This is a genomic window from Synechococcus sp. HJ21-Hayes, assembly GCF_024345835.1.
GTDB lineage: Bacteria > Cyanobacteriota > Cyanobacteriia > PCC-6307 > Cyanobiaceae > Vulcanococcus.
Genome location: NZ_JAGQBW010000007.1, coordinates 1 through 22,148, shown reverse-complemented (window position 1 = coordinate 22,148; position 22,148 = coordinate 1). Strand labels below are relative to the sequence as shown.

Genomic DNA, 22,148 nt, shown 5'->3' with positions numbered 1-22,148 from the left:
CGCGACGCATGGTGCGACCTATCCCCATTCAGCGAGCTCCCAAAGCCCTTTTCTGCCTACAAGCTAGCCCCCACAGGCAGGGTGGGAAGGGCCGGGTAACCGCTATCTCAGGGATCCACCCAGCGGCCGTCGTCCTTGATCAGCGCAATCAGGGCCTCCACCCCCTCGGCCTCCGGCACCCGACGGATCTCCTCACGGCCGCGATACAGCGAGATCACGCCGGGGGTCTTGCCCACGTAGCCGTAATCGGCATCGGCCATCTCACCAGGACCGTTCACGATGCAGCCCATCACGGCGATGTCCAGGCCGGTGAGGTGCGCGGTGGCATTGCGCACTTTGTGCAGCACCTCCTCCAGGTTGAACAGGGTGCGGCCGCAACTGGGGCAGCTCACGTACTCCACCATCGTCTTGCGCAGCCCCAGGGCCTGCAGGATCGAATAGCAAACGGGAATCTCCTTCTCCGGCGCCTCGGTGAGCGACACACGAATCGTGTCCCCCAGGCCATCGGAGAGCAGCGTGGCGATGCCGGCTGTGCTCTTGATGCGGCCGTAATCGCCGTCGCCGGCCTCGGTGACCCCCAGGTGCAGGGGGTAGTGGAAGCCCTCGGCATCCATGCGGTGGGCCATCAGTCGGTAGGCCGCCAACATCACCGGCGCCCGGGACGCCTTCATCGAGATGCAGATGTTGTGGAAATCGAGCCGGTCACAGATGCGGATGAACTCAAGGGCGCTCTCCACCATCCCCAGGGGGGTATCGCCGTAGGCAAACAGCATCCGCTCCGCCAGGGAGCCATGGTTCACGCCGATGCGCAGGGCCTTATCCTGCTGCTTGAGCAGGTTCACCAGGGGCTCGAAGGTCTCCACGATGCGCTCGCCGATGGCGGCGATCTCCTCAGGGGAGAACTCGGTGCGATTCGGATCAGGCTTGTCGAAGACAAACAGGCCCGGATTGATGCGCACCTTGTCCACGTGGTGGGCCACCTCGAGGGCGATCTTCATGCCGTTGTGGTGCACATCCGCCACCAGGGGCACCGGCTGATAGCTGTCCTCCAAGCGCTTGCGGATCTCACCCACGGCTTTGGCATGGGCCAAGGAGGGAACCGTGAGCCGCACAACCTCGCAGCCCGCCTCATGCAACCGGCGAATACCGGCGGTGGCGCCCTCGATATCGAGGGTGTCCTCATTGATCATCGACTGCACCACCACCGGGTGCTCACTGCCGATCCACACATCGCCCACCCGCACGCTGCGGGTCTTGCGGCGGCGGATCACCGTGTCAAAGCGGGGGTCGCTGGCCCAGTCGGTGGCAGGGGCGTCGGAGCGGACCAGGGTGCCGGTCATCGGTGGGGGGCCGGGGGGTGCCGCAAGCCTGTCACAAAGCAACTATCAGCTGGGGCCCTGGAGCTGCACCAGCCGCCGCTGCACGTCCTGGAGATCGTGCCAGGTGAGCCACTTGGGAGCCCCCCGCTCCTTGGAGGGATTGCGCAGCAGATAAGAGGGGTGAAAGATCGGCATCAGCCAACGGCCCTCCAGGCTGCCCCCTTCCCCTTGGCGCCACTGGCCGCGCAGCTTGGTGATGCCCCCCTTGATCCCCAGCAGACCCTCAACCGCCGTGGCCCCCGCCAGCAGGATCACCTGAGGATCTACCAGGGCAATCTGCTGATCCAGCCAGGGACGGCAGGCCGCCATCTCCAGCGCGGTGGGCTTGCGGTTCTCCGGCGGCCGGCACTTCACGATGTTGCACACGTAGGCATCGCGATTGCTATGGATGCCCACGCTCTCGAGCATCAGATCCAGCAGCTGGCCGGAGCGCCCCACAAAGGGCTGGCCCAGCTCGTCCTCCTGGGCACCCGGACCCTCGCCGATCACCATCAAGCGGGCCCGGGGGTTGCCGCGGCTCACCACCACATTGAGGCGACTGGCCCCCAGGGAACAGCGACGGCAGGCCTGGCAATCGCTAGCCAACTGGGCCAGAGCCGGATCGCGATCCAGCGGCACCACCCCTTGGGCCTGGGCAAACAGCGGCGCCGACAACAGCTCAGACATGCCAGAGCCAGGGGGGCGATGGGGCCGCGATCCTATGGGCCCTTCCCTGCCGCAGGAACCGTTTGCGCAGACGCGAGCACCAGCAGCAACAGCCGGTTGCCCTCCGGATCCGCCAGCCAGGCCTCCCAGCCGAAGGGCTCCTGCCGCGGTCCATCCAACACCTGAGCACCCAGGGCCTGGGCCTGCAGGATCCAACCATGCAGGGCCTTGCCATCGCCAGGCCGCTGCAGGCACAGGGCCAGGCGCCCCTCCTGGCGGGGCCGGGGGCGGGAGCGGGAGGGTCCATAGATCTGCAGCTGGCCACCGGCCGGCAGGGCCAAGCGCCAATGGCTGGCCGACAGACCGACTGTGGGCGGCTGCTGCAGCAGGGAGCCGTAGAAGGCCGCCAGTCCCGCAGGGTCGTCGGCCGCCAGCACGATCGAGCAGCCCGGAACGGAGGAGGCAACCAAGGCAGCCACAGCGGATAGCAAAAAGTCTGCGCCGAACCAATCGGGGATGGGGCGTAGGGCAGGATGAGAGCTATCCCTGGCAACGCTGCGCAGGGCTGCTGTTGTCCGTCGCTGCTCCGCATGCTGCGCCCGTTGTCGCTGTCTGCCCGGGCAGAAGCTCTGCAGCCCTCCCTCACCCTGGCCATTGCCGCCCGGGCCAAGGCCCTCAAGGCGGAGGGCAAGGACATCTGCAGCCTTAGCGCCGGCGAGCCGGACTTCGACACCCCCGCCTTCATCCGCGAAGCCGCCGCCGCCGCCCTGGATACAGGCCACACTCGCTACGGCCCTGCCGCCGGCGAACCGGCCCTGCGGGACGCCATTGCCGCCAAGCTCACCCACGAGAATCAGGTGCCCACCAGCAGCGATCAGGTGCTGGTGACCAACGGCGGCAAACAGGCCCTGTTCAACTTGTTCCAGGTGCTGCTGGGTCCGGGCGATGAGCTGCTGCTCCCCGCCCCCTTCTGGCTGAGCTACCCGGAGATTGCCAAGCTGGCCGGAGCGTCGGTGAAGCTGATCCCCAGCTCCGCCAGCGAGGGGTTCCGCCTCGATTCAGCCAGGCTGGAGGCGGCGATCACGCCCGCCAGCAAGCTGCTAGTGCTCAACAGCCCGGGTAATCCCACGGGCATGGTGCTCAGCCGCCCAGAGCTGGAAGCCATTGCGGCCGTTCTACGCCGCCACCCCCAGGTGGCGGTGGTGTGCGACGAGATCTACGAGTTCCTGCTGGCCCCGGGCCACGAGCACCACAGCTTCGCAGCGGTGGCGCCGGATCTGGCCGATCGGGTGTTCATTGTGAATGGCTTCGCCAAGGGCTGGGCCATGACCGGCTGGCGCATCGGTTGGCTAGCTGGGCCAAAACCCGTGGTGGCAGCCGCCAGTGCCCTGCAGAGCCAGAGCACCAGCAACGTGTGTAGCTTTGCCCAGTACGGCGCCCTGGCCGCCGTGAGTGGGCCGCGCGACTGCGTGCAGGAGATGGCCACCCAGTTCAACGAGCGCCGCGCCCTTCTCAGTGATGGATTGAGGGCCCTGGAGAGCCTGGAGCTCCTACCTCCCGAAGGGGCCTTCTATGCCTTTCCGGATGTGAGCAGCACCGGCCTGGACTCGATGACCTTCTGCAACCGCTTGCTGGACGAACAAGGCCTGGCGGTGGTGCCTGGTGGTGCCTTCGGCGACGACCGCTGCATCCGCCTCTCCTGTGCGGCATCAACGGCCACCATCCACGATGGCCTGACACGCCTGCAGCGCTTCCTAGCCAGCCTCTGACGCCAGGCCCGGCAGAATCCAGGGGTCCATCCGTTTCATGCCCGATGCTGCTCTCACGAGAACGTTCGGCCGCCGTGCTGGCGGGCCTCTCCCTGGCCCTGCTGCCGGCGGCCTTGCCCAGCCTCACGCCCGCCGGCCCCTCCCTGCTGCCCCGAGCTGAGGCCCAGCAGAGCAGCGAGCCCAAACCCCTGCGCATCAGCGCCATCCCCGACCAGAAGCCGGAAACGCTGAACCGGCTCTACGGCTTGGTGGCCAAAGAACTCAGCCGGCAACTGGGCGTGCCGGTGCAATACGTGCCCATGACCGATTACACCGCGGCGGTGACAGCTTTCCGCACCGGCGACTTGGATGTGGTCTGGTTCGGCGGCCTCACCGGCGTGCAGGCTCGCCTGCAGAAACCCAACGCGGTGGTGCTGGCACAGCGGGATATCGACGCTTCCTTCCGCAGCATCTTCATCGCAAACACCAAGAGCGGGCTCAAGCCAGTGACGGCGATCCAGGGGCTACAGGAGCTCAAGGGCAAGCGCTTCACCTTTGGATCGGAAAGCTCCACCTCGGGGCGTCTGATGCCCCAGTACTTCCTGGGCAAGGCCAGCGTGAAGCCCAGCATGTTCGCCGGAGGAGCCGCAGGCTTCAGCGGCAGCCACGACGCCACCATCGCCTTGGTGCAGAGCGGTGCCTATGACGCAGGGGCTGTGAATGAACAGGTGTGGCGCTCCAGCCTCCACAACGGCAAGGCCAGCCGCTCCAAGGTAATGGCCATCTGGACGTCGCCTGGCTATCCCGACTACCACTGGATCGCCCAGGGCAACCTGAACCAGCGCTTCGGCAAGGGCTTCACCACCAAGTTGCAACAGGCGATCCTGAGCTGGCGGCCCAGCGACCCGGAGCAGAAACAGATCCTCAAACTGTTCGGCGCCCAGCAGTTCATCAAGACAACGCCTGGCGAATACAAACGGATCGAGCAGGTGGGCCGGGAGATCGGCAAGATCCGCTGAATCAGGGCTTCTGACCCCGGAGCTCCTGCTCTGGGGTCAGAATTGCGTGATTCGTTCCTCCCCGCCCCGCAGCATGACCGTGCTGATCGACAGCGTGCTGGTGCTCGCGGGGCTGTTGATCTGGATCCGGGGCAGCAGCGAAAACGATGACGTGTGGTCGTTGTTTCTGCGCGTCTTTGCGGTGGTGGACCTGGCGGTGGTTGTGCTGGGCAACGGCCAATTGCTGCTGGAGATCCCTCTTCTGCTACTGGCCCTGGCGTTGCCCTCTGTGGCCCGCCTAGAAAACGGCCGCCAGAGACTGCGATGAATCCACGCGGCCCCGATCTACTGGAGTTGGTGCTGGTGGGCACGATCCTGGCCTTGATCGCCTTCCGATTCACCCACCTGTAACCAGGCAGCATGGGGGCCATGCAAGTGCCCTCTCCCAACACCACACCGCCGGTTCTCGCCCTCGAGGCCATCACGGTGAAGGGACGGGGCAGACCCAGGCTGGATGGCGTCACCCTGCAGATTGCGGCCGGTGAGCGGGTGGCCCTGCTGGGCCCCAGCGGGGCCGGCAAAAGCACCCTGCTGGCAGTGGCCAATGGCCTGCTGACCCCCAGTGGAGGGCAGGTGCTGTGGGACCAGCAGCCGCGGGCCCACTCCGCCCGTGGGCGGCTCAGGCAACAGGCCCGCATCGGCACTCTCTGGCAAGACCTGCGCCTGATCGACGAGCTCACGGTGCAGCAGAACCTCAATGCAGGTTGCCTGGCCCGCTGGGGCTGGCCCCGGGCCGTGCTCAACCTCCTGCTGCCGATCGACAGCGCTGCCTGCGCCGAGGCCCTGCAGCGCATGGACCTGGACCCAGAGCTGCTCAACCAGTCGGTGGCCGCGCTCTCCGGGGGGCAGCGCCAGCGGGTGGCTATGGCGCGGATGCTGCGCCAAGAGCCCACGCTGCTGCTGGCCGATGAGCCGCTGGCCAACCTCGATCCGCGGCTGGCGGCCGATCTGCTGGAGCTGCTGCTCGAGCAGGCCGGGGCACCGCGAGCCCTACTGCTGAGCCTGCACCGCCCAGACCTACTGCAGGGCTTCGATCGGGCCATAGGGCTCCGAAACGGGCAAATCCAGTTCGATCAGCCCGTGTCGGAGATCGGGCCCGAACAGATCCAGCGGCTCTATGGCGCGGAGGCCACCAGCCCATGAGGGCCGCCCCGCCCCTGCTGCTATTACTGCCGGCCCTTGTGCTGGTGCCGGTGCTGATAGCCCTGCCGCTGCTGCTGCACGGCGGCGGCTGGGAGCTGCTCGGCCAGTTCCTGCAAGGCGCCATCAGCCCCTCCCTGGATCCCTTGGTGCTCAACTCGGTGATCACGGGTTTGGGGGTCACGCTGGGCATGGCCCTGCTGGGCTGGGCCGTGAGCCTGGTGCTGGGGTTCGTGCTGGGGCTCGCCAGTTCGCGGGTCATCTGGCAGAGCCTCAGTGGCACAGCCCTACCGGCGGAGCTGGTGCGGCGGATCCTCGCCATCCCCCGGGCGATCCATGAACTGATCTGGGGCCTGCTCTTGCTGCAGCTGGTGGGGCAACAACCCGCCGTGGCGGTGCTGGCCATCGCGATCCCCTATGGAGCCCTGGTGGCCAGGGTGGTGAGCGACCTCCTGGATGCCCTGCCCACCCGCAACCTGGAGGCGCTGAGGGCAGGCGGTGCACCGGCCGGCACCGCGCTGCTCACCGCCCTCGGGCCACCACTGCTGCCGGGAGTCATCAGCTATGGCGGGTACCGACTGGAATGCGCCCTGCGCAGCGCCACGCTGCTGGGGGTGTTTGGCCTGGGGGGCTTGGGCAACGAGCTGGTGCTGACGCTGCAGTCCTTGCAGTTCCACGAACTGTGGACCGGGCTGTGGGTGCTGTTGGCCGTCATGCTGGGGCTCGAGTCCGGTATTGGGGCCCTGCGCCGCCGCTGGGGCATGCCCGCCCGCTTTGGTCTAGGCGCCAGGAGCGTGGGGCAGCAAGGGCGGGAATTGGTGCTCACGCTGCTGGCGCTGGTGCCGCTGCTGCTGTGGGTGGGGAACGCCCTGGAGGTGGACCCAAGGTCCCTGCTGCAGTGGCAACCACTGCCTCCCCTGGCGCCCCAGGGATGGGCATCAGCCCTGGCCCTGCCATGGCCATCGATGGTGCTGCAAACACTGGTACTCACCCTGCTGGCCGCGGCCCTCGCCGTGGGGGTGGCGCCGCTGCTGCTGCTGCTGGTAGCCCCGTGGCCCTGGGGACGACGGCTGCTGCAACTGATCTGGGCCTTCGGCCGTCTCTGGCCGCCGCCGCTCACGGCGCTACTGCTGCTCTTCGTGCTGAAACCCGGGGTGGTTACAGCCGCCCTGGCCCTGGGATTCCACAACCTCGGCATCCTGGGCCGGCTACTGCTGGAGGGAGCCGAGGCCACGGGCGCCGCCACAGAAGACGCCCTGCACTGCAGCGGTAGTGGTCCGCGCCTGGCCCTGCTCTACGGGCGCTTCAGTGGACTGGCCCGCTCCTATCTGGCCTATGGGGCCTACCGGGCGGATGTGATCCTGCGGGAAACGGTCGTGGTGGGGCTGGTGGCCGGCACAGGCCTTGGAGCCCAGCTGCGGGAAAGCCTGAGCTCCTTTGCCTGGGATCAATTGGCGGCACTGCTCGCGATGTACGTGGTACTCACCCTGGTGGGAGAAGATCTCAGCGACCGCGCACGCCGCCGGCTGCTGCGTCCGGCCTGACCCAGAGGAGCCGTTCATGCCCACCGCGATTCCCAAAAAGCTGATCGTGCTGGGTGACAGCGGCGTCTACGGCTGGGGCGACCCGGAGGAGGGTGGCTGGTGCGAGCGGCTGCGTCGTCACTGGATGGGGCTGCCCGGCGGACCGGTGCTCTACCCCCTGGGGGTGCGCGGCGATGGGCTGGAACGGGTGGCGGCGCGACTGGATCGCGAGGTGAGCTGCCGCGGCGAACTGCGCCGCCAGCAACCCCACGGCATCCTGCTGGCGGTAGGACTGAACGACACGGCTCGGGTGGGGCGGGCGGACGGAAGGCCCCAGCTCGATGCCGAGGGCTTCCTGTTCGGCCTGCAGCAAATACTTGACCGGGCCAGGTTGATGGCCCCGGTGCTGATGGTGGGCCTCACCCCGGTACTGGAGGAGCCGATGCCCTACGCCGAGGTGCTCTGGTACTCCCTGGAGCAGGTGCGCCGCTACGAGGGCCTGCTAGAGGAAGCCTGCCTGGAAGCGGATGTGCCCTTCCTGCCACTGCTGGACGCACTGCTGGAGGATCCCTGCTGGCCCCAATGGCTCAGCAGTGATGGGGTACATCTCAACTCGGAAGGGCATCGCCAGGTGTATCAGCGCGTGCAGCGCTGGCCGGCGCTGCTGCGTTGGGCCGAGCTCGAGCCCCTGGTCAGGGCAACACCCCTCAACTGAGGGAGCCAGAACAGCCCGAGCGGGGGAACTCCGTCCCTGGGGAGAGAGGTGACCGTGAGAAGACGGATGCCTTTCACCCGTGATGTCCCTTTCTCAACCCCACGCCCACCGCCACAACGCCGCGCTTCTGCAAGCCTACGCAGCCGAGCAGAACCCCGCCCGCCGCCTGGCCCTGCGCAATGCCCTCGTGAGCGCCAACCTACCGCTGGTGCGGCGCGTGGCCTGGCTTGAATCCCAGCGGAGCGCTAATTCCTTCGACGACCTGGAGCAGGCAGGTCGTCTCGGCTTGATCAAGGCCGTGGAGCGGTTTGATCCCCGCCGCGGCACTGCCCTCAGCAGCGCCGCCATGCCCTACATCACCGGTGCCATTCGCCAGTATCTGCGCGATCAATGTCAGCCCATCCATGGCAGCCGGGGCCTGCGCGAGCTGCATCAGCGAGGACAGGAGCTGCAACAGCAACGCCAGCACCAAGGGCAAGCACCCCTGAGCCCCGAGGCACTGTGCCAGCAGCTGGGGTGCTCCCTGGAGCGCTGGCAGGAGGCCCTGGCGTTGCAGAGCGCCCTGCACATGGGCAGCCTGGATCAGCCCTGCCAGGGAACGGAAGCCAGCGGCGACAGCCTGGTGGACCTGATCGCCGCCCCCAGCGGCGATGCCTACACCGCCGTGATCGCCAGCGACCTGCGCCGCCTGCTCTGGAGCGTGCTGCGGCAGCTGCAGGCGCCCCAGCGGCGCCTCTTGTTGGGTCGCGTGATCCAACAACGCTCCTGGCGAGATCTGGGGAATCAGCTGGGCTGGAGCGCGAAGGTGACCCAGCGGCGCTGCGAGGAGCTGATGGCCCAACTGCAACAGCAGCTGGAGCCTGCCCTGCTCAGCACCTAGGCCAGCCCAAGCCCGACGGCCACCAGCATGGCTAGCAGGGCAGCGATCAGGGTCTGCAGCGCATTGACCCACTCATTGGTGAGCCAGCGAAAACGGGGCTGCAGGGTGGCGCCGATCAGGCTCTCGATCAACGTGGCCACCAGACCCACCAGGGCCACCAGCAGCCAGGCGCCGCCCCCAGCCAGCAAGCCGAGCTGCAGCATCACCAAGGCCATCAGGGCACTGCCCGCGGCGCTGGCGGCGGTGCCCTCGAGGCTGATTGCCCCCTCAGTGCCGGCGGGCACAGGGCGCAGGCTGGTGATCAGCAGGGTGTGCCGGCCCCAGCGCTTGCCGATCTCACTGCCGCAGGTGTCGGCCAACTTGGCGGCGAAGCTGGCCGCAAAGCCGATCAACAGCAGCGGAGTCGGCGCAGAGGGCAGCACGGTGAGTAAGGCCAGGGTGGCACCGGTGGCCGCAGACCCCCACACGTTCTCAGGCCCCCGCTGACCACCACGGGGCTCAGCCAGGCCCAAGTCCTGCTTGCGCCTGAAGCCCAGCTTGGTCACCAGGGAGCCGAGCAGCAGGTAGAGCACCACCGCCCACCAACCAGGCCAATCGAGGGATCCAAGCAGCAGGGTGCCCAGGAGGCCGGCATGCACCCATCCCCGCTTGGTGAGCAGCGGCAGCCGTTGGGCCAGGGCGATCAACACGGCGTTGATCAGCAGGGCCAGCAACCAGTGCCACAGCCGCTCCGGCGAGGCCAGCACCAGGATCGGCAGCATGGGGTGAGGTCGCACAACAACCGAGCATGTTGCACTGCCCTAAGGGGAGGACCAGAAGCCCCTGCCGGCAACAGATAATCCCCCCATCGGCTTCAAGATCGGCGCCATGGTCTTCAACCTCAAGGGCAAGTTCTTCCTCAACCTCGACGAGAAGGCCCCGCAAACGGCCGCCGTGGTGGCTCCCGTGCAGAAAGCTCCCGCCAAAGCCACTGTGAAGGCCGAGGCCGCAACACAAACCACACCTGCACCCGCCGAGCCAGCGCCAGCACCAACTGCCGGCACCAACGTGCTCACCACTGCCGAGGCCATTGCCGCTGAACTGGCGGCCGCCGATGCGGCCCGGCCAGCCATCAACAACGCCACCTTTGCCCCGGATTTCGTCACCGCCGGCGGTGCCCTGCCGATGCGTCGCCGCAGCGGTGGCGCCAACTTGGCGGGCTTCAAGGCCATGGCCGGCAGCCTGTTCGGCAAGAAGTGAGCTGAAGGGCCTGGCTGGGGGTTCAGCAGCTCCAGCACCCATGGCGCCAGCTGCTCACTAGGCCGAGAGCGGTCACCGCGGCCGTGGAACTGCGAAGGATCCGTGGCCCCAAACCCACAGGGATCCAACCCTGCAGTTCGGCCTCAGCTTCTTCCCCATCACTCCAGCCCCCCTCGGGGCCGCAGGCCAGCCACAGAGCATTGGGTGGCTGATCAAGCTGCTGCTGCAGCAGCACCTCCTGCAGGCTGGCCAATCCCGGCCGGCGGGTGGTGGCCAACAGCCGCAGGCTGCGGGGCGCGGCGGCGGCGGCCACCATCGCCTGGCATGCCGACTGAGGCTCAGCCACCTGCGGCAGCCACAGCCGCTCGCACTGTTCCGCAGCTTCGCGGGCAATCGCCCGCCAGCGCTCGACCTTAAGCTGGCCCAGCACAGCCGTGCGCTCAGCGATCAGGGGCTGAAACCGATCCACCCCCAGCTCCACCGCCATCCGCACCACCACGTCGTAATCCCGCTTCACCACGGCGGCGGCCAACACCAGTTCCGGCCGCGGTGGTGCCGCCCGCTGCAACGGTGCCTGCAAAGGCTGCTCCAGCAAGGCCCGATCGCGCCCCTGCAGGCGAGCCTCCCAGAGATTGCCCCCACCATCGGTGATGGCCAAGCCATCGCCCGGGGCCAGGCGCAGCACCCGGGTGAGATAGCGGCTCTCGTCTGCCGTGAGCACCACGGAGCCATCCGGCGCCGCGGTGAGACGCTCCGGGGCGATCAGCAGCCGGCGCCGCTCCTGGGCCATTCAGGCGTCGGCGTCCAGATCACCAGCCTGGGGGAAGAGGCTGTCGGGGTGGTGCTCCACGGGCCAGTCCTCGTTGATGCCGCCGATCAACAGCTCCTCGATCTGAACAACATCGCAATTGAGCTGGCGCAGGGTGTTGATCAACACATCGAGGCCCACGGCATCGCTGGTGCCGAGATCGAGCCAGCACCGGGCCCAGTCGTCCAGGTATTCCATCTCGCCCATGTTGTGCATCAGGGCCGGCATGGCCCGTTCCGCGTCCTCGCCGTCGTAAGCCATCCAGCTCACATCGGCACCTTCCTCGTGCACCTGGAGGTTCTCGGCATTGAAACCGCCGAGCTTGCCGAGGAAGAACCAGCTATCAAACACCGTTTCCACGTAGCTGCGCTCCCCCTGGCCAGGGGGATTGGAGAAGCGCAGCCAAATCCAGCAGTTAAAGGGATCGAATTCGCGAAACTGGATCTGCATCAAACCAAGCCCTTCCAACCCAAGTCCATCAGAGCCACTCCATCAGATCGTGCATCCGCCCAGCGAGGCTTGCCCCCATCAAACATGCTGGGACCGCCATCGGGCCACTGAAGGCCGGCACAGCAGCGCGGATGCTCGAGCTCCGATCCCTTCACTACCAGGCCGCCACCGCCCCTGAACCGGTGTTGCGGGGTGCCAGCGTGGCGCTGGAACCCGGGGCCCCGGCCCTGGTAGCCGGGCGCAGTGGGTCGGGGAAAACCACCCTGCTGGACCTGATCTGCGGCCTGGCGGATCCCAGCAGCGGCTCAATTCTCTGGAAAGGCGAAGCTCTCAACGCTCGCCAGCGGCGCTGGCTGTGCGGGCTCGTGTTCCAGTTCCCGGAACGCCATTTCCTCGGCCTCTCCGTGGGCCAGGAACTGAAACTGGGCCAGCGCCGCCTGCCATCGGAGCAGGTGGAAGCGGTGCTCGCCCAGGTGGGTCTGCAGGGGGTGCCGCTGCAACAGGCGCCCGAACGGCTCAGTGGCGGCCAGCAGCGGCGCCTAGCCCTGGCGGTGCAATTGCTGCGCAACCCCCAGGTGCTGCTACTGGATGAACCCACCGCCGGCCTCGACTGGTCGGTGCGCGACGAGGTACTGCAACTGCTGGGAGCGCTCAGCCGCGACCGGGTGCTGCTGGTGGTGACCCACGAGCCGGAGTTGTTCGATGGGCTGGTGGAACCCGGCCGGGCCTGGCGGCTGGAGGAGGGGCTGCTGGCCCAAATGCGCTGATGTGCCGGCGGCGCTGAATACAGTGCCCTGACTGGATCCGAGGAGCACGCGGCGGGATGCGAGATCAACTGGTGCGCGCAACCGCTGCCGGGGGCGGCATTCGTCTGGTGGCCGTGAGCACCACCACGTGCCTGCGCTACGCCCGCCAGCGCCACCAGCTCTCCTTCCTCACCACCGCCCTGCTGGGGCGGGCGATGACGGCTGGCCTACTGCTGGCCAGCTCGATGAAGGTGACCCACGGCCGGGTAAATCTGCGAATTGCCTCGGATGGCCCCCTGCGAGGCCTGATGGTGGATGCAGGCCGGGATGGCCGGGTGCGCGGCTATGTGGGCAACCCGGGCCTCGAACTCAACTTGGTGAGCGATAGCGATGGCACCCCCCACTTCGATTTCAAACAGGCCGCCGGCACCGGCTACCTGCACGTAGTGCGCGATCTAGGGGAAGGAGAACCGTTCAGCTCCACGGTGGAATTGGTGAGCGGCGGCATCGGCGAGGACGTGGCCTCCTACCTACTGCACTCCGAACAGACCCCCTCCGCCGTGTTTGTGGGCGAACAGCTCGATAGCAGCGGTGTACGTCACGCCGGAGGGGTGCTGGTGCAGGTGCTGCCCAAGGCCGCCCGGGAACCGGCCCTGGTGGCTCTTCTGGAGGATCGCTGCCGCGAGGTGAGCGGCTTCAGCCAACGACTGGCGGAATGCGAGGGCAACCTGCAAGCCCTGCTGGAAGATATATTTCCTGACCTCGATCCCCAACTGCTCGAGGATGCCGAGGCCCAGCAGGAAGTGCACTTCCACTGCCCCTGCAGCCGCAAGCGCAGCGTGAACGCCCTCAAACTGCTGGGCCGCACCGAACTCAGCGACATCCTGCAGGAAGATGGCAAGGCGGAACTCACCTGCCACTTCTGCAATGAGATCTATGAGGTGGGTGCCGAGGAGCTACAAGAGCTGATTGATGAGCTAGATCCTGTCACCGCCTGACTTCTCACAACCAACAGCTTGTGGCAGCCAGTTGCAAAAAAAGAGCTCCAAGAGCGCAGAAGCCAACCAGATCACGTAGAGAACAGTTGCCGTTATCTCTTCACCGCGTTCAACGACACGCAGTACTCTTACCGCACTGGCTGCACTGACTTTCAGGTGTGGTGATGCACGAGTTCCATGCACCCAACGCTTGAATTGCAGCTTGGTGATCTGATGATGATTGAGCCGCCGCGAACCCGCTGGGACAACAGGCGAGGTCGGCTTCACGAGCTATCAAAGGAGCTAGCCCGGCGGAGCCATGGATTTGTCGTGCTGGACTGCACTGTCATCCGGCTCCCTTTGGAACGCCTCCACTGGAGCCCTTCCGAAGGGCTGCCACCCGCCCAGAAGTGCAGAAGTCAACAGCAGTGGGCCTTATCCACGAAACCAGGGCAACCCTGCTATCAGTGCAGCTAGATTCCAAGAACCAGGCGCATCCTTTCAACAAGCTTCTTCATGTCAGCCTCGGTAAGCTGACCTGCCTCAAGCATCTGATTTGCCAAGGCCATCTTGGCTCTACCTTCTTGAAGTTGCAGCAAGCCTGAACACTTTTGCTTGAATTCTGTTCCACCGAGTGGAATTACAAGGGCGACTCCGCCGCCGAAATCATTTTTCATTCCCAACGCACTTCCTCTCGGCTGATCAATGCTGTTGAGCTGCTTACCGTAGAACACCAACGTTGGCGGAGCGCGATCTGTTACAGCACACGTGCTGCCATCATCGAGATCTAGCTCGATCTTTGGTTGAGGAGGATAAGCAGAAAAGCTATCCAGCTCAAGCCGCTCTCCAGCCACTAAGGGACCACCCAAAAACGAGAACATGATTCCGTAGCCAACAGCATAGATCCACCAGCTTGCGGTCCACGGTCCATTCGCTCGACGGGCGGCTGATAAAGGACGCATGCGAAATAGGGAGTTCGTGTGGCAAGTTCAGGACGAAAGCTGATAGACAGCCTCCTCACCTTGTTGGGCGGTATCTTGAACTGACTTGGTACAATGACCACATCCTGAGTTAGGACTGCACCAGGGGTGCTCTCATCTTTTCCAGGCCCCTTCAATCGCACCGTGAGCTCGGCCGCGGTCTTGCGCGTGTGGGAGACAGCCATCTTGACCCGCACCGTGCCACTCTTGGCAGTGAACTCTCTTTTCTCAAGAAAAGCAGTCTGGGCATATGCATGCCCAGACGACAGAACTGCTAATAGCAGAAGAAATAGCCTCATCGATCAGAGAGAGGTGCAGGTCGCAGTAGCTTGAAGGGCATAGTCACCTGCGGTCAAGAGCCGCGCTGCATTATTCTGCTTAATTGAAGCAGTAATGGCACCGACCTTTCTGATCACACCACCCGACTCCTTACTGTCAGCACTTGAGCTACCTGAACTGTTGGCCACGAGATCTGCCAGTTCAATACGTGGCGACGATGGAGCAGCTCTTTCGGGAGACGTCTGAGAGACCGCACTCAGAACCACCTTGGAGTTGCCATTGGCAACATAGCTAAACTTTCCATCACCAATGAGACTGTCTCCCTCGGGAGAGATCGACATGGAAACAACACCGCCATCGTTGCTGATATTGCAAAAGGTTGGCGCACTTCCTTTTGCTTCGATGTCAGCTGAGCCAGTGGGTGCCGCCAAGAGAGGTGCTGGGGCTCCCAGCAATCCAAGCAGAATAGCGGTTTGGAGAACTTTCACTGAATGAAAGAGAGTTGGGCCGACATGTCATAAACAGGAGATTGGACCGCAAGCCTGAATTCTCCTTGGCTGAACCAAAAAAGCTTCACAATGCCTCAGATATACCTCTGATCGCAAGTTTTCCCTCGCCTAGGCACCTGCCAAAAGCAAGTCCTAATCGCTATCTTGTGAGCTGAACTGCCGGAATGTGGAGCGATGACAAGCAAGAACAGAAACACCACGGCCGTGAGGGCGAGGACTGGTTACGCTCCCCTGACGGCTCCAGCGCTCCAGCGCTCCAGCGCTCCAGCGCTCCAGCGCTCCAGCGCTCCAGCGCTCCAGGCAATGATGTTCGCAGAAATCCTGAAGATCTCAGGTGGACTCGGCGACGTTTAGTTCTCCAGTCAGAGGCAATTCGTGAGACCTCTCATGGCACGCTGGATCTTGCTACTGCAGCGCCATTCCTGCCATGAGATCCATGCAGTGAATGGTGACAAACTGCAGGAGCTGGTTGACGGACTCAGCACTGCGGGGGCCTAACTCAGGCGAGCAGCAGGGCCCCCAGGATCAGCAGCACTAGGGGCGGCAAGCTCTGTACCTGAGACGGGGCCAAGGGCAGGCCCAGGGGGAGGGAGGGATCTATGGCCCGCACCAGCAGGCCCCCCAGCACCAGGCCCACGCTGAGCAGCAGGAAACTCCAGCCCACTGCCGACAGGAACTTGCCATTGCGCCGCTGCAGGTTCACGGCGGTCATCACCGTGGCAAGGGCCAGCAACAGCTCTGCGGAGGTGGCGGGGGTGAGCAGCAGCAACGCCACCAACACAGCACCCACCCCAAGGGGAAACCAGCGCTCGCGGCCCATGGCCAGCTCCAGGCTCGGAACCGAAAACTTCGGTCGTGGCAGAGAGGGCAGCGATGGCATGGCCGGCAGACTGGGCCGCACGGGAGGGCTGGCCAGGGCCGGCCGTGTGGCTTCCCGCTGGGAGGCGTTGAGGGCCGCTGAACTCACCTTGCCCTGCTGGCGCTCCTTCAGCCGGTCCATCAGCACCGCGTCGTAGGCGGCCTCCACACGGGCCCGGGCCTGGGGATCGTCCCCCAACTCAGAGAGCCGGTCGCGCTTGGCCTGTTGCACAGCGTCGAAGCTGGCGTCCGGGCTGATTCCCAGGCGCTCGTAAGGGGATGGCAGAGCGCCACCGGCCGCTGGATCAGCTCCCTGGTTCATGCCTGCAAGCCCACAGCGTGGCAACGTGAATCGAGCGTATCGAGGCGCAGCTCAGAACAGGGGCTCACTGTGGTGATAGCCAGCTTCCTGTTGCAGACGGCGGCGCTGAAGCTCGGCCTCTTCGGTGCGCAGCCAGCACCGGCGCTTGAGCAGGGGCATCTGCGGCGGCAGGTGGCTGCCCTCCCGCATCTCCACGCTTGAGCCACCAGGAACGAAGTTGACGTAATCGCAGCCCCCGTCTGCACGGGGCCGCACCAGCCAGAGAGGTCTCGCCATCGGGATGACAGGTGCTGTGACCTTTCGTTGTAAAGAAGTCTGGCGAGGCCGTGGGGCGACCGTGGGACGGCAACCCCTACTGAGAAGGCCTAGAGGGCAATCGGCTCCACGCCGCTCACCACCGGGGCCACGGCGCTCAACTCCAGATCGGGGTGGTCTTCTGCCAGCTGGTTGAGGTTCCAGCCGTTCTTGAACAGGAGCACCGGCCGGTCCCAGGCATCGCGAACGGTCTTGCAGTTGAAGATGCGGCCCACCTGCTCCAGAGCTGGCCAGCCGCCCACCACCCAGCGGGCCACGGAGAAGCCCAGGGGTTCGATGCGGGTCTGCACGCCGTATTCATTCTCCAGGCGATACTGGACCACCTCCAGCTGCAACTGGCCCACGGCCGCGAGGATCGGATCGCGCTTGCTCTGGTCGGTGTCGTAGAGGATCTGCACCGCCCCCTCCTCGCGCAGTTCGTTCACCCCCTTGCGGAAGCTCTTGAAGGCGGAGGGGTTGGGGTTGCGCAGCCAGGCAAAGATCTCAGGGCTGAAGCAGGGAATGCCCTCGTACTCCACCCTGGGGCCGAAATAGAGGGTGTCGCCAATGGCGAACATGCCGGGGTTGTTGAGGCCGATCACATCACCGGGATAGGCGTCCTCCACCACCTCACGATCCTGGCCGAACAGCTTCTGGGGACGCGATAGGCGGATCGTCTTACCGGTACGGGCGTGCTGCACCGTCATGTCCTTCTCGAACTTGCCGCTGCACACCCGCACAAAGGCCACACGGTCGCGGTGGCGGGGATCCATGTTGGCCTGCAGCTTGAACACAAAGCCACTGAAGCCAGGACGGATCGGATCCACCTCGCCGGCGCTGCTGGTGCGGGCCACCGGCTTCTGGGCCAGCTCCAGGAAGGCATCCAGGAAGGGCCGCACGCCGAAGTTGGTCATGGCAGAGCCAAAGAACACCGGGCTGAGCTCGCCGGCATGCACCAGCTCAAGATCGAGGTTGGCCCCGGCCCCATCCAACAGCTCCAGCTCCTCAAGGGCCGTAGCCAGCAGGTCTGGTTCCACCAGGCCACTGGTGGCAGCCTGCTGCGCAGACATCCGCTGTTCCTCGCTCTGCTTGCCCCGCTCGGCCCGCTGAAACAGGATCACCTCCTGGGTGCGGCGATCGATCACCCCGCGGAAGCGATCGCCACTGCCGATGGGCCAATTCACCGGCCAGCAGGCCAGGCCCAGCTCTTGCTCAATCTCATCGAGCAGCTCGAGGGGCTCCCGGCCCGGCCGGTCCATCTTGTTGATGAAGGTGAAGATGGGGATGCGCCGCATGCGGCACACCTCAAACAGCTTGCGGGTCTGGGGCTCGAGGCCCTTGGCCGCGTCCTCCAACATCACCGCGTTATCAGCGGCCGCCAGGGTGCGGTACGTGTCCTCGGAGAAGTCCTGGTGGCCAGGGGTATCCAGCAGATTGATGGTGCTGCCCGAGTAGTCGAATTGCAGCACGGTGGAGGTGATCGAGATGCCGCGCTGCTTCTCCAGCTCCATCCAGTCGGAGGTCACCTTGCGCTGCTCGCCCTTGGCCTTCACGGCACCGGCCTGCTGGATCGCGCCCCCATAGAGCAGCAGCTTCTCCGTGAGGGTGGTCTTGCCGGCGTCCGGGTGGGAAATGATCGCGAAATTGCGGCGCCGGCCCACAGCCTCGGCGAGAGCCGCGAGTTCAGGACTGGCGGCGCTAGCGGTGGTGTGGGGCGTAGTGCTGGTCATCGGGCCAGCCTGACAGGTGGGGCTGCAGCGGGCCTAGACCCTCAGGTCAGCTGGCCCCACACCTCGAGGTAGCGATCCTCGAGGGGCTCCACCCGCAGGCTATGGAGTCCGGCGGCGGCCAGCTGCAGCTCCACTTCCTCGGGGCGAAACGCTGCATGCAGGGAGGCGATGTAGTCGCGCTGGAGCACCGGCGGCGCCTCTGCCAGGTAGCGCTGACGCAACTCATCGGCCGTGGCACTGCTGCCGGGACGGCGCAGATCCTTCATATAGATGCAGGTACCTGGGGCTCCCAACTGCCGCAACGCCTGCCAAAGCACCTGGGGGTTGTGCAGATGATGCAGCAGGCTGTTGCTCACCACGGCTGAGAACCCACCGGCCAGCTCTGGGCAGGGAAGCAAAGCCTGCTGGAAACTAAGCCGACCCTCCAACAGGGGCTGCTCCCGCAACCGCTGCCGGGCCAGGGCGAGCATCGCTTCCGCACCATCCACCCCCAGCACCGTGGCCTGGCCATGGCGCTCGGCCAGGAGAAAACTGATGTTGCCGGGCCCGCAGCCCAGGTCCAACAGCCGCGCCCCCAGTCCGGCGGGGAAGATCTGATCCAGGCGTTCCACCAGAGCCTGATCACCGACGGAGAAATCGGCCTGGGCATAGGCCTGGGCCTGCTCCGCCTCATCCATCAATTCGGGCTCACAGACGCGATCCATGGCAGACACAGACAGAGAACAGCCCTAGGGCCCTGAAGCCCATCCTCCCCCGCCAATGGTGGCAACCGCTGCTTGCACACCCCACTGGTGGCGTTAAGGTTGCTCCAATGCCTAGTGAAACGCCCACGGTGACCCTGTCCGTTCCCGGCCCAAGCACCATCACCAGCAACACTGGTACTAGCAACACTGTTCAGGGCAATACCGTTTCCAGCAGTGCCCTGAACGGCCCCCGGCTCGATTTTCCGGCCACCGCGCCAGCTGCCAACCCGGTGTTCTACCGGACCTACAGCCGCAAGACCGATTCAGGGCGTGAGAGCTGGCATCAGGTGGGCGAACGCAACCTTGAGGGGCTTCGCAAGCTGGGCAACCTCAACCAGCAGGAAGTGGAGTTGCTGCGGAGGATGCAACAGAAACAGATGGCCCTGCCTTCAGGCCGCTGGCTGTGGATCGGCGGCACCCCCTGGATCGAGCAGGAGCACAACTTCTCCGGGGCCTATAACTGCACCTCCACCAACCTGGTGGACTGGGAAGCCTTTGGTCTGATGATGGACCTGGCGATGATGGGGTGCGGCACCGGGGCCATCATCGAACCGCACCTGATCTCGCGGCTGCCGGCGATCCGCAACGAACTGGTGATCACGGGCGTCAGCAACATCGGTGCCACCCCAGCAGGCCAACGCCAGGAGCACACCAGCCACACCATCGAGGCCAACCGGGTTCACATCAAGGTTGGCGACACCCGCCGCGGCTGGGTAGACAGCTACCAGCTGCTGCTCGAGCTGTGCAGCGATGAGCGCTTGGATGCAACCACCCCCATCGAGATCTCGGTGGACCTCTCGGATGTGCGCCCAGTGGGCGAAACCCTCAAGGGCTTCGGCGGCATGGCCAACCCTGTGAAGCTGAAGGACCTCTACGGCCGCGTGGCTGAGATCCTCAACCGGGCCCGGGGCCGCCAGCTCACCTCCGTGGAGTGCTGCCTGCTGATCGATGAGGCTGCCGTGACCATCGTGGCTGGCAACATCCGCCGCAGTGCCGGCATGCGCCAGTTCGCCGCGGACGACCTCTCAGCCGCCGGGGCCAAGGAAAATCTCTGGCAACAGGACGCCGACGGCAATTGGCGCATCGACCCCGAGCGCGATGCCCTGCGCATGGCCAACCACACCCGGGTGTTCCACACCCGCCCCGACCGCGCCACGGTGCTCGAGGCGGTGATGAAGCAATTCCAAAGCGGGGAGGGGGCCATCCAATTCGCTCCTGAGGCAATTGCACGCTCCAACGCAGACCTGCTCTGTACCCCCGAGCTGCGCAGCGAATTCATCGAGATCTACGTGGATCAGGGCCGCGAAGAAGCGGGCCGCTGGCTCACGACCCACCACCCGGAGATCAGCGGCGCCGAACTGGAGCACCGCCTCGGCCGCTACGGCCTTAACCCCTGCGGCGAAATCCTGGGCGCCGATTTCCACTGCAACCTCGCGGAGATTCACCTCAACCGCATCGACCCCGACGACCTGGTGGCCCAGGAAGAAGCCTTCACCGCTGGCGGCCTGGCGGTGGCCTGCCTGCTCAACCACCGCTTCGAGGTGGAGCGCTACCGCCAAAGCCGCGCCTGGGATCCGATCGTGGGCGTGAGCTTCACCGGTCTGTTCGACTTCTTCGTTCATGCCTTTGGCACCCCCTGGCTGAAGTGGTGGGAGGCCGGGCGCCCCAATACCGCTGAAGGCATCGCCTTCAAGGCCAAGGAAGCCGAATACCTGGGGCGCTGGAAGGAGATCGTGAACAAGGCGGTGTGGGACTACTGCGATCACCACGGCCTGCGCCGCCCCAACCGCTGCACCACCGTGCAGCCCGCCGGCACCAAGAGCCTGCTCACCGGCGCCTCCCCCGGCTGGCACCCCCCCAAGGCCCAGCGTTTCATCCGCCGCATCACGTTCCGCAAGAACGATCCGGTGGCCCTGGCCTGTATGGACTACGGCTACACAATCGTGCCGTCCCAGAGCGATAAGGATGAGCAAGGCCGCCTGCTGGACGATCCCTTTGATCCCCGCTGCACCGAGTGGTTGGTGGAAATCCCAACGGAAGTGAGCTGGGCCAACATCCCGGGTGCCGATCAGGTGGAGATCAACAACTTCTCCGCCATAGCCCAGTTCGACTTCTACATGCAGGTGCAGAAGCACTACACGGCCCACAACACCTCCGCCACCGTGGAGTTCCGCGAGAACGAAATCGAGCCCCTGGCTGATGCCATTCACCAGGCCATTGAGCAGGGTGAGGGCTACATCTCAGCGGCGCTGCTGGCCCGCTTTGATGCCAACGCCACCTTCCCGCGCCTGCCCTTCGAGCCCATCGATCACACCACCTATGAACGGCTACAGGCGGATGTGATGTTCCGCAGGAGCACCGCCGATTTCTTCGAGGCGCTTCAGCGCTACGACAGCGGCGAACTGATGGAAGCCGGCCCCGCAGGCTGCGACTCCGACAAGTGCCTGATGCCGCTGGCCAAACCGGAGAACTGAGGGGACTCAGTCAGATCGGTTGCACTGCAGTCGCTCTGGGAGAAGCGACGGGAAATCCGAGACAGGAGTAAGTCACTTCATAAGTCATGTAGGCAAGGCCTGGAGATTCGTCTCCGGGTCTTTTTGTTTGTCACAAACATAAACGTGATCTGCCGCCACAAGCGCGAAACGCTCCACCGCTCGTAGCGGCCAGCCCTTGAGTTCCACAAAGGCCTGTAGCCGCTCTGCTGCAGCCTGAGGAGTCGAGACAACCAGAGCCTTGGTCGAATCGCTCGAAAAGGCTCCTTCAGGCGTCAACCAGCGTGCTCTGGCATTGACGCGGGCAAGACGCGGGCGAAAGCGGACGAGCCATGCGGTTGAAGCCAGAGGACCCCTCGACTGCCGATCCGATCAGATTATGCGGGTTTTGCAAAGGGGGCACTCGTGGCACCGAATGCTGAAGCTGGTCACAGCAGCGGATCAAGGAATCCTCGCGGGTGCAGCGATGCTTGAACGCCGAGATGGGCAGATCAAGGGGCGGGCATGGCAGGGCTGATTCAAAGTGTGTCACAGGCATTCTTGCAATGGCTGCGAGCATGGGGTGAGATCGGTGGAATTGCCCCCTCTCAGTGCTCCAAAGCGTTTCTGCCGCAACCGATCTCGATCTGATCA

24 protein-coding genes are annotated in these 22,148 nt (G+C 65.2%); 11 read left to right on the top strand and 13 right to left on the bottom strand.

Annotated features, from left to right (window positions below; genetic code table 11):
- Nucleotides 1–107 precede the first annotated feature (107 nt).
- Genes ispG through KBZ14_RS06940 form a run of 3 tightly spaced genes read right to left on the bottom strand, consistent with a single transcriptional unit; the run spans nt 108 to nt 2,494 of the window.
- On the bottom strand, nt 108–1,340 hold the full coding sequence (gene ispG / locus KBZ14_RS06950) for a (E)-4-hydroxy-3-methylbut-2-enyl-diphosphate synthase (protein ID WP_255117593.1): 1,233 nt from the start codon (nt 1,338–1,340) through the stop codon (nt 108–110).
- Between the two features lie 45 nt (nt 1,341–1,385).
- Nucleotides 1,386–2,045 (bottom strand): uracil-DNA glycosylase, encoded by a 660-nt coding sequence (locus KBZ14_RS06945; RefSeq protein WP_255117592.1) that lies wholly within the window; start codon nt 2,043–2,045, stop codon nt 1,386–1,388.
- Between the two features lie 32 nt (nt 2,046–2,077).
- Nucleotides 2,078–2,494, bottom strand: a complete 417-nt coding sequence (locus tag KBZ14_RS06940) for a VOC family protein (RefSeq protein WP_255117591.1) — start codon at nt 2,492–2,494, stop codon at nt 2,078–2,080.
- A gap of 120 nt (nt 2,495–2,614) precedes the next feature.
- Here KBZ14_RS06940 and KBZ14_RS06935 point away from each other — a divergent pair, with 120 nt between their 5' ends.
- The 7 genes from KBZ14_RS06935 to KBZ14_RS06905 all read left to right on the top strand — a co-directional run bounded on the left by KBZ14_RS06935 (nt 2,615) and on the right by KBZ14_RS06905 (nt 9,088).
- Nucleotides 2,615–3,793, top strand: a complete 1,179-nt coding sequence (locus tag KBZ14_RS06935) for a pyridoxal phosphate-dependent aminotransferase (RefSeq protein WP_255117590.1) — start codon at nt 2,615–2,617, stop codon at nt 3,791–3,793.
- Between the two features lie 44 nt (nt 3,794–3,837).
- Nucleotides 3,838–4,791 (top strand): putative selenate ABC transporter substrate-binding protein, encoded by a 954-nt coding sequence (locus tag KBZ14_RS06930; RefSeq protein ID WP_255117589.1) that lies wholly within the window; start codon nt 3,838–3,840, stop codon nt 4,789–4,791.
- Between the two features lie 73 nt (nt 4,792–4,864).
- Nucleotides 4,865–5,098 (top strand): hypothetical protein, encoded by a 234-nt coding sequence (locus tag KBZ14_RS06925; RefSeq protein WP_255117588.1) that lies wholly within the window; start codon nt 4,865–4,867, stop codon nt 5,096–5,098.
- Nucleotides 5,099–5,199: 101 nt separating this feature from the next.
- On the top strand, nt 5,200–5,973 hold the full coding sequence (locus KBZ14_RS06920; RefSeq protein WP_255117587.1) for a phosphonate ABC transporter ATP-binding protein: 774 nt from the start codon (nt 5,200–5,202) through the stop codon (nt 5,971–5,973).
- Nucleotides 5,970–7,514: a PhnE/PtxC family ABC transporter permease gene (locus KBZ14_RS06915; protein WP_255117586.1), complete on the top strand. Its 1,545-nt coding sequence runs from the start codon at nt 5,970–5,972 to the stop codon at nt 7,512–7,514. Before KBZ14_RS06920 ends, KBZ14_RS06915 begins: the two co-directional genes overlap by 4 nt.
- Before the next feature lie 16 nt (nt 7,515–7,530).
- On the top strand, nt 7,531–8,208 hold the full coding sequence (locus tag KBZ14_RS06910; protein ID WP_255117585.1) for a GDSL-type esterase/lipase family protein: 678 nt from the start codon (nt 7,531–7,533) through the stop codon (nt 8,206–8,208).
- A gap of 82 nt (nt 8,209–8,290) precedes the next feature.
- On the top strand, nt 8,291–9,088 hold the full coding sequence (locus KBZ14_RS06905) for a sigma-70 family RNA polymerase sigma factor (protein ID WP_255117584.1): 798 nt from the start codon (nt 8,291–8,293) through the stop codon (nt 9,086–9,088).
- On the opposite strand, the gene KBZ14_RS06900 is transcribed toward KBZ14_RS06905, so the two are convergent.
- Nucleotides 9,085–9,849 (bottom strand): DUF92 domain-containing protein, encoded by a 765-nt coding sequence (locus tag KBZ14_RS06900; protein ID WP_255117583.1) that lies wholly within the window; start codon nt 9,847–9,849, stop codon nt 9,085–9,087. The two genes, KBZ14_RS06905 and KBZ14_RS06900, sit on opposite strands and share 4 nt — an antisense overlap.
- A gap of 106 nt (nt 9,850–9,955) precedes the next feature.
- Between KBZ14_RS06900 and KBZ14_RS06895 the strand changes: the two genes are divergently transcribed.
- Nucleotides 9,956–10,327 carry a hypothetical protein gene (locus tag KBZ14_RS06895; RefSeq protein WP_255117582.1) on the top strand — a complete coding sequence of 124 codons (372 nt, stop codon included), beginning with the start codon at nt 9,956–9,958 and terminating at the stop codon, nt 10,325–10,327.
- A gap of 22 nt (nt 10,328–10,349) precedes the next feature.
- On the opposite strand, the gene KBZ14_RS06890 is transcribed toward KBZ14_RS06895, so the two are convergent.
- Nucleotides 10,350–11,117 (bottom strand): 16S rRNA (uracil(1498)-N(3))-methyltransferase, encoded by a 768-nt coding sequence (locus tag KBZ14_RS06890; RefSeq protein ID WP_255117581.1) that lies wholly within the window; start codon nt 11,115–11,117, stop codon nt 10,350–10,352.
- Nucleotides 11,118–11,585 (bottom strand): DUF3531 family protein, encoded by a 468-nt coding sequence (locus KBZ14_RS06885; protein ID WP_255117580.1) that lies wholly within the window; start codon nt 11,583–11,585, stop codon nt 11,118–11,120. It lies immediately after the preceding gene.
- 131 nt (nt 11,586–11,716) lie between these two features.
- On the opposite strand from KBZ14_RS06885, the gene KBZ14_RS06880 reads away from it, so the two are divergent.
- Both KBZ14_RS06880 and hslO read left to right on the top strand, forming a co-directional pair.
- Nucleotides 11,717–12,352, top strand: coding sequence for an ABC transporter ATP-binding protein (locus tag KBZ14_RS06880; RefSeq protein WP_255117579.1), 636 nt, complete (start codon nt 11,717–11,719; stop codon nt 12,350–12,352).
- Nucleotides 12,353–12,408: 56 nt separating this feature from the next.
- The gene (gene hslO / locus KBZ14_RS06875; RefSeq protein WP_255117578.1) at nt 12,409–13,329 is read left to right on the top strand and encodes an Hsp33 family molecular chaperone HslO; all 921 of its coding nucleotides are present in this window, start codon (nt 12,409–12,411) and stop codon (nt 13,327–13,329) included.
- Between the two features lie 452 nt (nt 13,330–13,781).
- Here hslO and KBZ14_RS06870 read toward each other — a convergent pair whose 3' ends face one another.
- The 6 genes from KBZ14_RS06870 to KBZ14_RS06845 all read right to left on the bottom strand — a co-directional run bounded on the left by KBZ14_RS06870 (nt 13,782) and on the right by KBZ14_RS06845 (nt 18,984).
- Complete coding sequence (locus KBZ14_RS06870) at nt 13,782–14,189, bottom strand: hypothetical protein (protein WP_255117577.1); 408 nt, start codon at nt 14,187–14,189, stop codon at nt 13,782–13,784.
- A gap of 401 nt (nt 14,190–14,590) precedes the next feature.
- Complete coding sequence (locus KBZ14_RS06865; RefSeq protein WP_255117576.1) at nt 14,591–15,055, bottom strand: hypothetical protein; 465 nt, start codon at nt 15,053–15,055, stop codon at nt 14,591–14,593.
- 520 nt (nt 15,056–15,575) lie between these two features.
- A complete protein-coding gene (locus KBZ14_RS06860; protein WP_255117575.1) occupies nt 15,576–16,256 on the bottom strand; it encodes a CPP1-like family protein in 681 nt (226 codons plus the stop codon).
- A gap of 51 nt (nt 16,257–16,307) precedes the next feature.
- Nucleotides 16,308–16,532 carry a hypothetical protein gene (locus KBZ14_RS06855; RefSeq protein WP_255117574.1) on the bottom strand — a complete coding sequence of 75 codons (225 nt, stop codon included), beginning with the start codon at nt 16,530–16,532 and terminating at the stop codon, nt 16,308–16,310.
- A gap of 89 nt (nt 16,533–16,621) precedes the next feature.
- Entirely contained in the window at nt 16,622–18,280 is a 1,659-nt protein-coding gene (locus tag KBZ14_RS06850) for a peptide chain release factor 3 (RefSeq protein WP_255117573.1), read from the bottom strand.
- Nucleotides 18,281–18,321: 41 nt separating this feature from the next.
- Complete coding sequence (locus KBZ14_RS06845) at nt 18,322–18,984, bottom strand: class I SAM-dependent methyltransferase (RefSeq protein WP_255117572.1); 663 nt, start codon at nt 18,982–18,984, stop codon at nt 18,322–18,324.
- A 218-nt stretch (nt 18,985–19,202) separates the two neighbouring features.
- On the opposite strand from KBZ14_RS06845, the gene nrdJ reads away from it, so the two are divergent.
- Nucleotides 19,203–21,497: a ribonucleoside-triphosphate reductase, adenosylcobalamin-dependent gene (gene nrdJ, locus KBZ14_RS06840; RefSeq protein WP_255117715.1), complete on the top strand. Its 2,295-nt coding sequence runs from the start codon at nt 19,203–19,205 to the stop codon at nt 21,495–21,497.
- A gap of 84 nt (nt 21,498–21,581) precedes the next feature.
- On the opposite strand, the gene KBZ14_RS06835 is transcribed toward nrdJ, so the two are convergent.
- Nucleotides 21,582–21,794, bottom strand: coding sequence for a hypothetical protein (locus KBZ14_RS06835; RefSeq protein WP_255117571.1), 213 nt, complete (start codon nt 21,792–21,794; stop codon nt 21,582–21,584).
- Nucleotides 21,795–22,148: the final 354 nt, after the last annotated feature.

What these genes read in the sequence shown, in the direction of transcription:
- ispG (WP_255117593.1), bottom strand. Translation starts at nt 1,340, where the DNA reads ATGACCGGCACCCTGGTCCGCTCCGACGCCCCTGCCACCGACTGGGCC.
- KBZ14_RS06945 (WP_255117592.1), bottom strand. Translation starts at nt 2,045, where the DNA reads ATGTCTGAGCTGTTGTCGGCGCCGCTGTTTGCCCAGGCCCAAGGGGTG.
- KBZ14_RS06935 (WP_255117590.1), top strand. Translation starts at nt 2,615, where the DNA reads ATGCTGCGCCCGTTGTCGCTGTCTGCCCGGGCAGAAGCTCTGCAGCCC.
- KBZ14_RS06930 (WP_255117589.1), top strand. Translation starts at nt 3,838, where the DNA reads ATGCTGCTCTCACGAGAACGTTCGGCCGCCGTGCTGGCGGGCCTCTCC.
- KBZ14_RS06925 (WP_255117588.1), top strand. Translation starts at nt 4,865, where the DNA reads ATGACCGTGCTGATCGACAGCGTGCTGGTGCTCGCGGGGCTGTTGATC.
- KBZ14_RS06920 (WP_255117587.1), top strand. Translation starts at nt 5,200, where the DNA reads ATGCAAGTGCCCTCTCCCAACACCACACCGCCGGTTCTCGCCCTCGAG.
- KBZ14_RS06915 (WP_255117586.1), top strand. Translation starts at nt 5,970, where the DNA reads ATGAGGGCCGCCCCGCCCCTGCTGCTATTACTGCCGGCCCTTGTGCTG.
- KBZ14_RS06910 (WP_255117585.1), top strand. Translation starts at nt 7,531, where the DNA reads ATGCCCACCGCGATTCCCAAAAAGCTGATCGTGCTGGGTGACAGCGGC.
- KBZ14_RS06905 (WP_255117584.1), top strand. Translation starts at nt 8,291, where the DNA reads ATGTCCCTTTCTCAACCCCACGCCCACCGCCACAACGCCGCGCTTCTG.
- KBZ14_RS06900 (WP_255117583.1), bottom strand. Translation starts at nt 9,849, where the DNA reads ATGCTGCCGATCCTGGTGCTGGCCTCGCCGGAGCGGCTGTGGCACTGG.
- KBZ14_RS06895 (WP_255117582.1), top strand. Translation starts at nt 9,956, where the DNA reads ATGGTCTTCAACCTCAAGGGCAAGTTCTTCCTCAACCTCGACGAGAAG.
- KBZ14_RS06890 (WP_255117581.1), bottom strand. Translation starts at nt 11,117, where the DNA reads ATGGCCCAGGAGCGGCGCCGGCTGCTGATCGCCCCGGAGCGTCTCACC.
- KBZ14_RS06885 (WP_255117580.1), bottom strand. Translation starts at nt 11,585, where the DNA reads ATGCAGATCCAGTTTCGCGAATTCGATCCCTTTAACTGCTGGATTTGG.
- KBZ14_RS06880 (WP_255117579.1), top strand. Translation starts at nt 11,717, where the DNA reads ATGCTCGAGCTCCGATCCCTTCACTACCAGGCCGCCACCGCCCCTGAA.
- hslO (WP_255117578.1), top strand. Translation starts at nt 12,409, where the DNA reads ATGCGAGATCAACTGGTGCGCGCAACCGCTGCCGGGGGCGGCATTCGT.
- KBZ14_RS06870 (WP_255117577.1), bottom strand. Translation starts at nt 14,189, where the DNA reads ATGTTCTCGTTTTTGGGTGGTCCCTTAGTGGCTGGAGAGCGGCTTGAG.
- KBZ14_RS06860 (WP_255117575.1), bottom strand. Translation starts at nt 16,256, where the DNA reads ATGAACCAGGGAGCTGATCCAGCGGCCGGTGGCGCTCTGCCATCCCCT.
- KBZ14_RS06855 (WP_255117574.1), bottom strand. Translation starts at nt 16,532, where the DNA reads ATGGCGAGACCTCTCTGGCTGGTGCGGCCCCGTGCAGACGGGGGCTGC.
- KBZ14_RS06850 (WP_255117573.1), bottom strand. Translation starts at nt 18,280, where the DNA reads ATGACCAGCACTACGCCCCACACCACCGCTAGCGCCGCCAGTCCTGAA.
- KBZ14_RS06845 (WP_255117572.1), bottom strand. Translation starts at nt 18,984, where the DNA reads ATGGATCGCGTCTGTGAGCCCGAATTGATGGATGAGGCGGAGCAGGCC.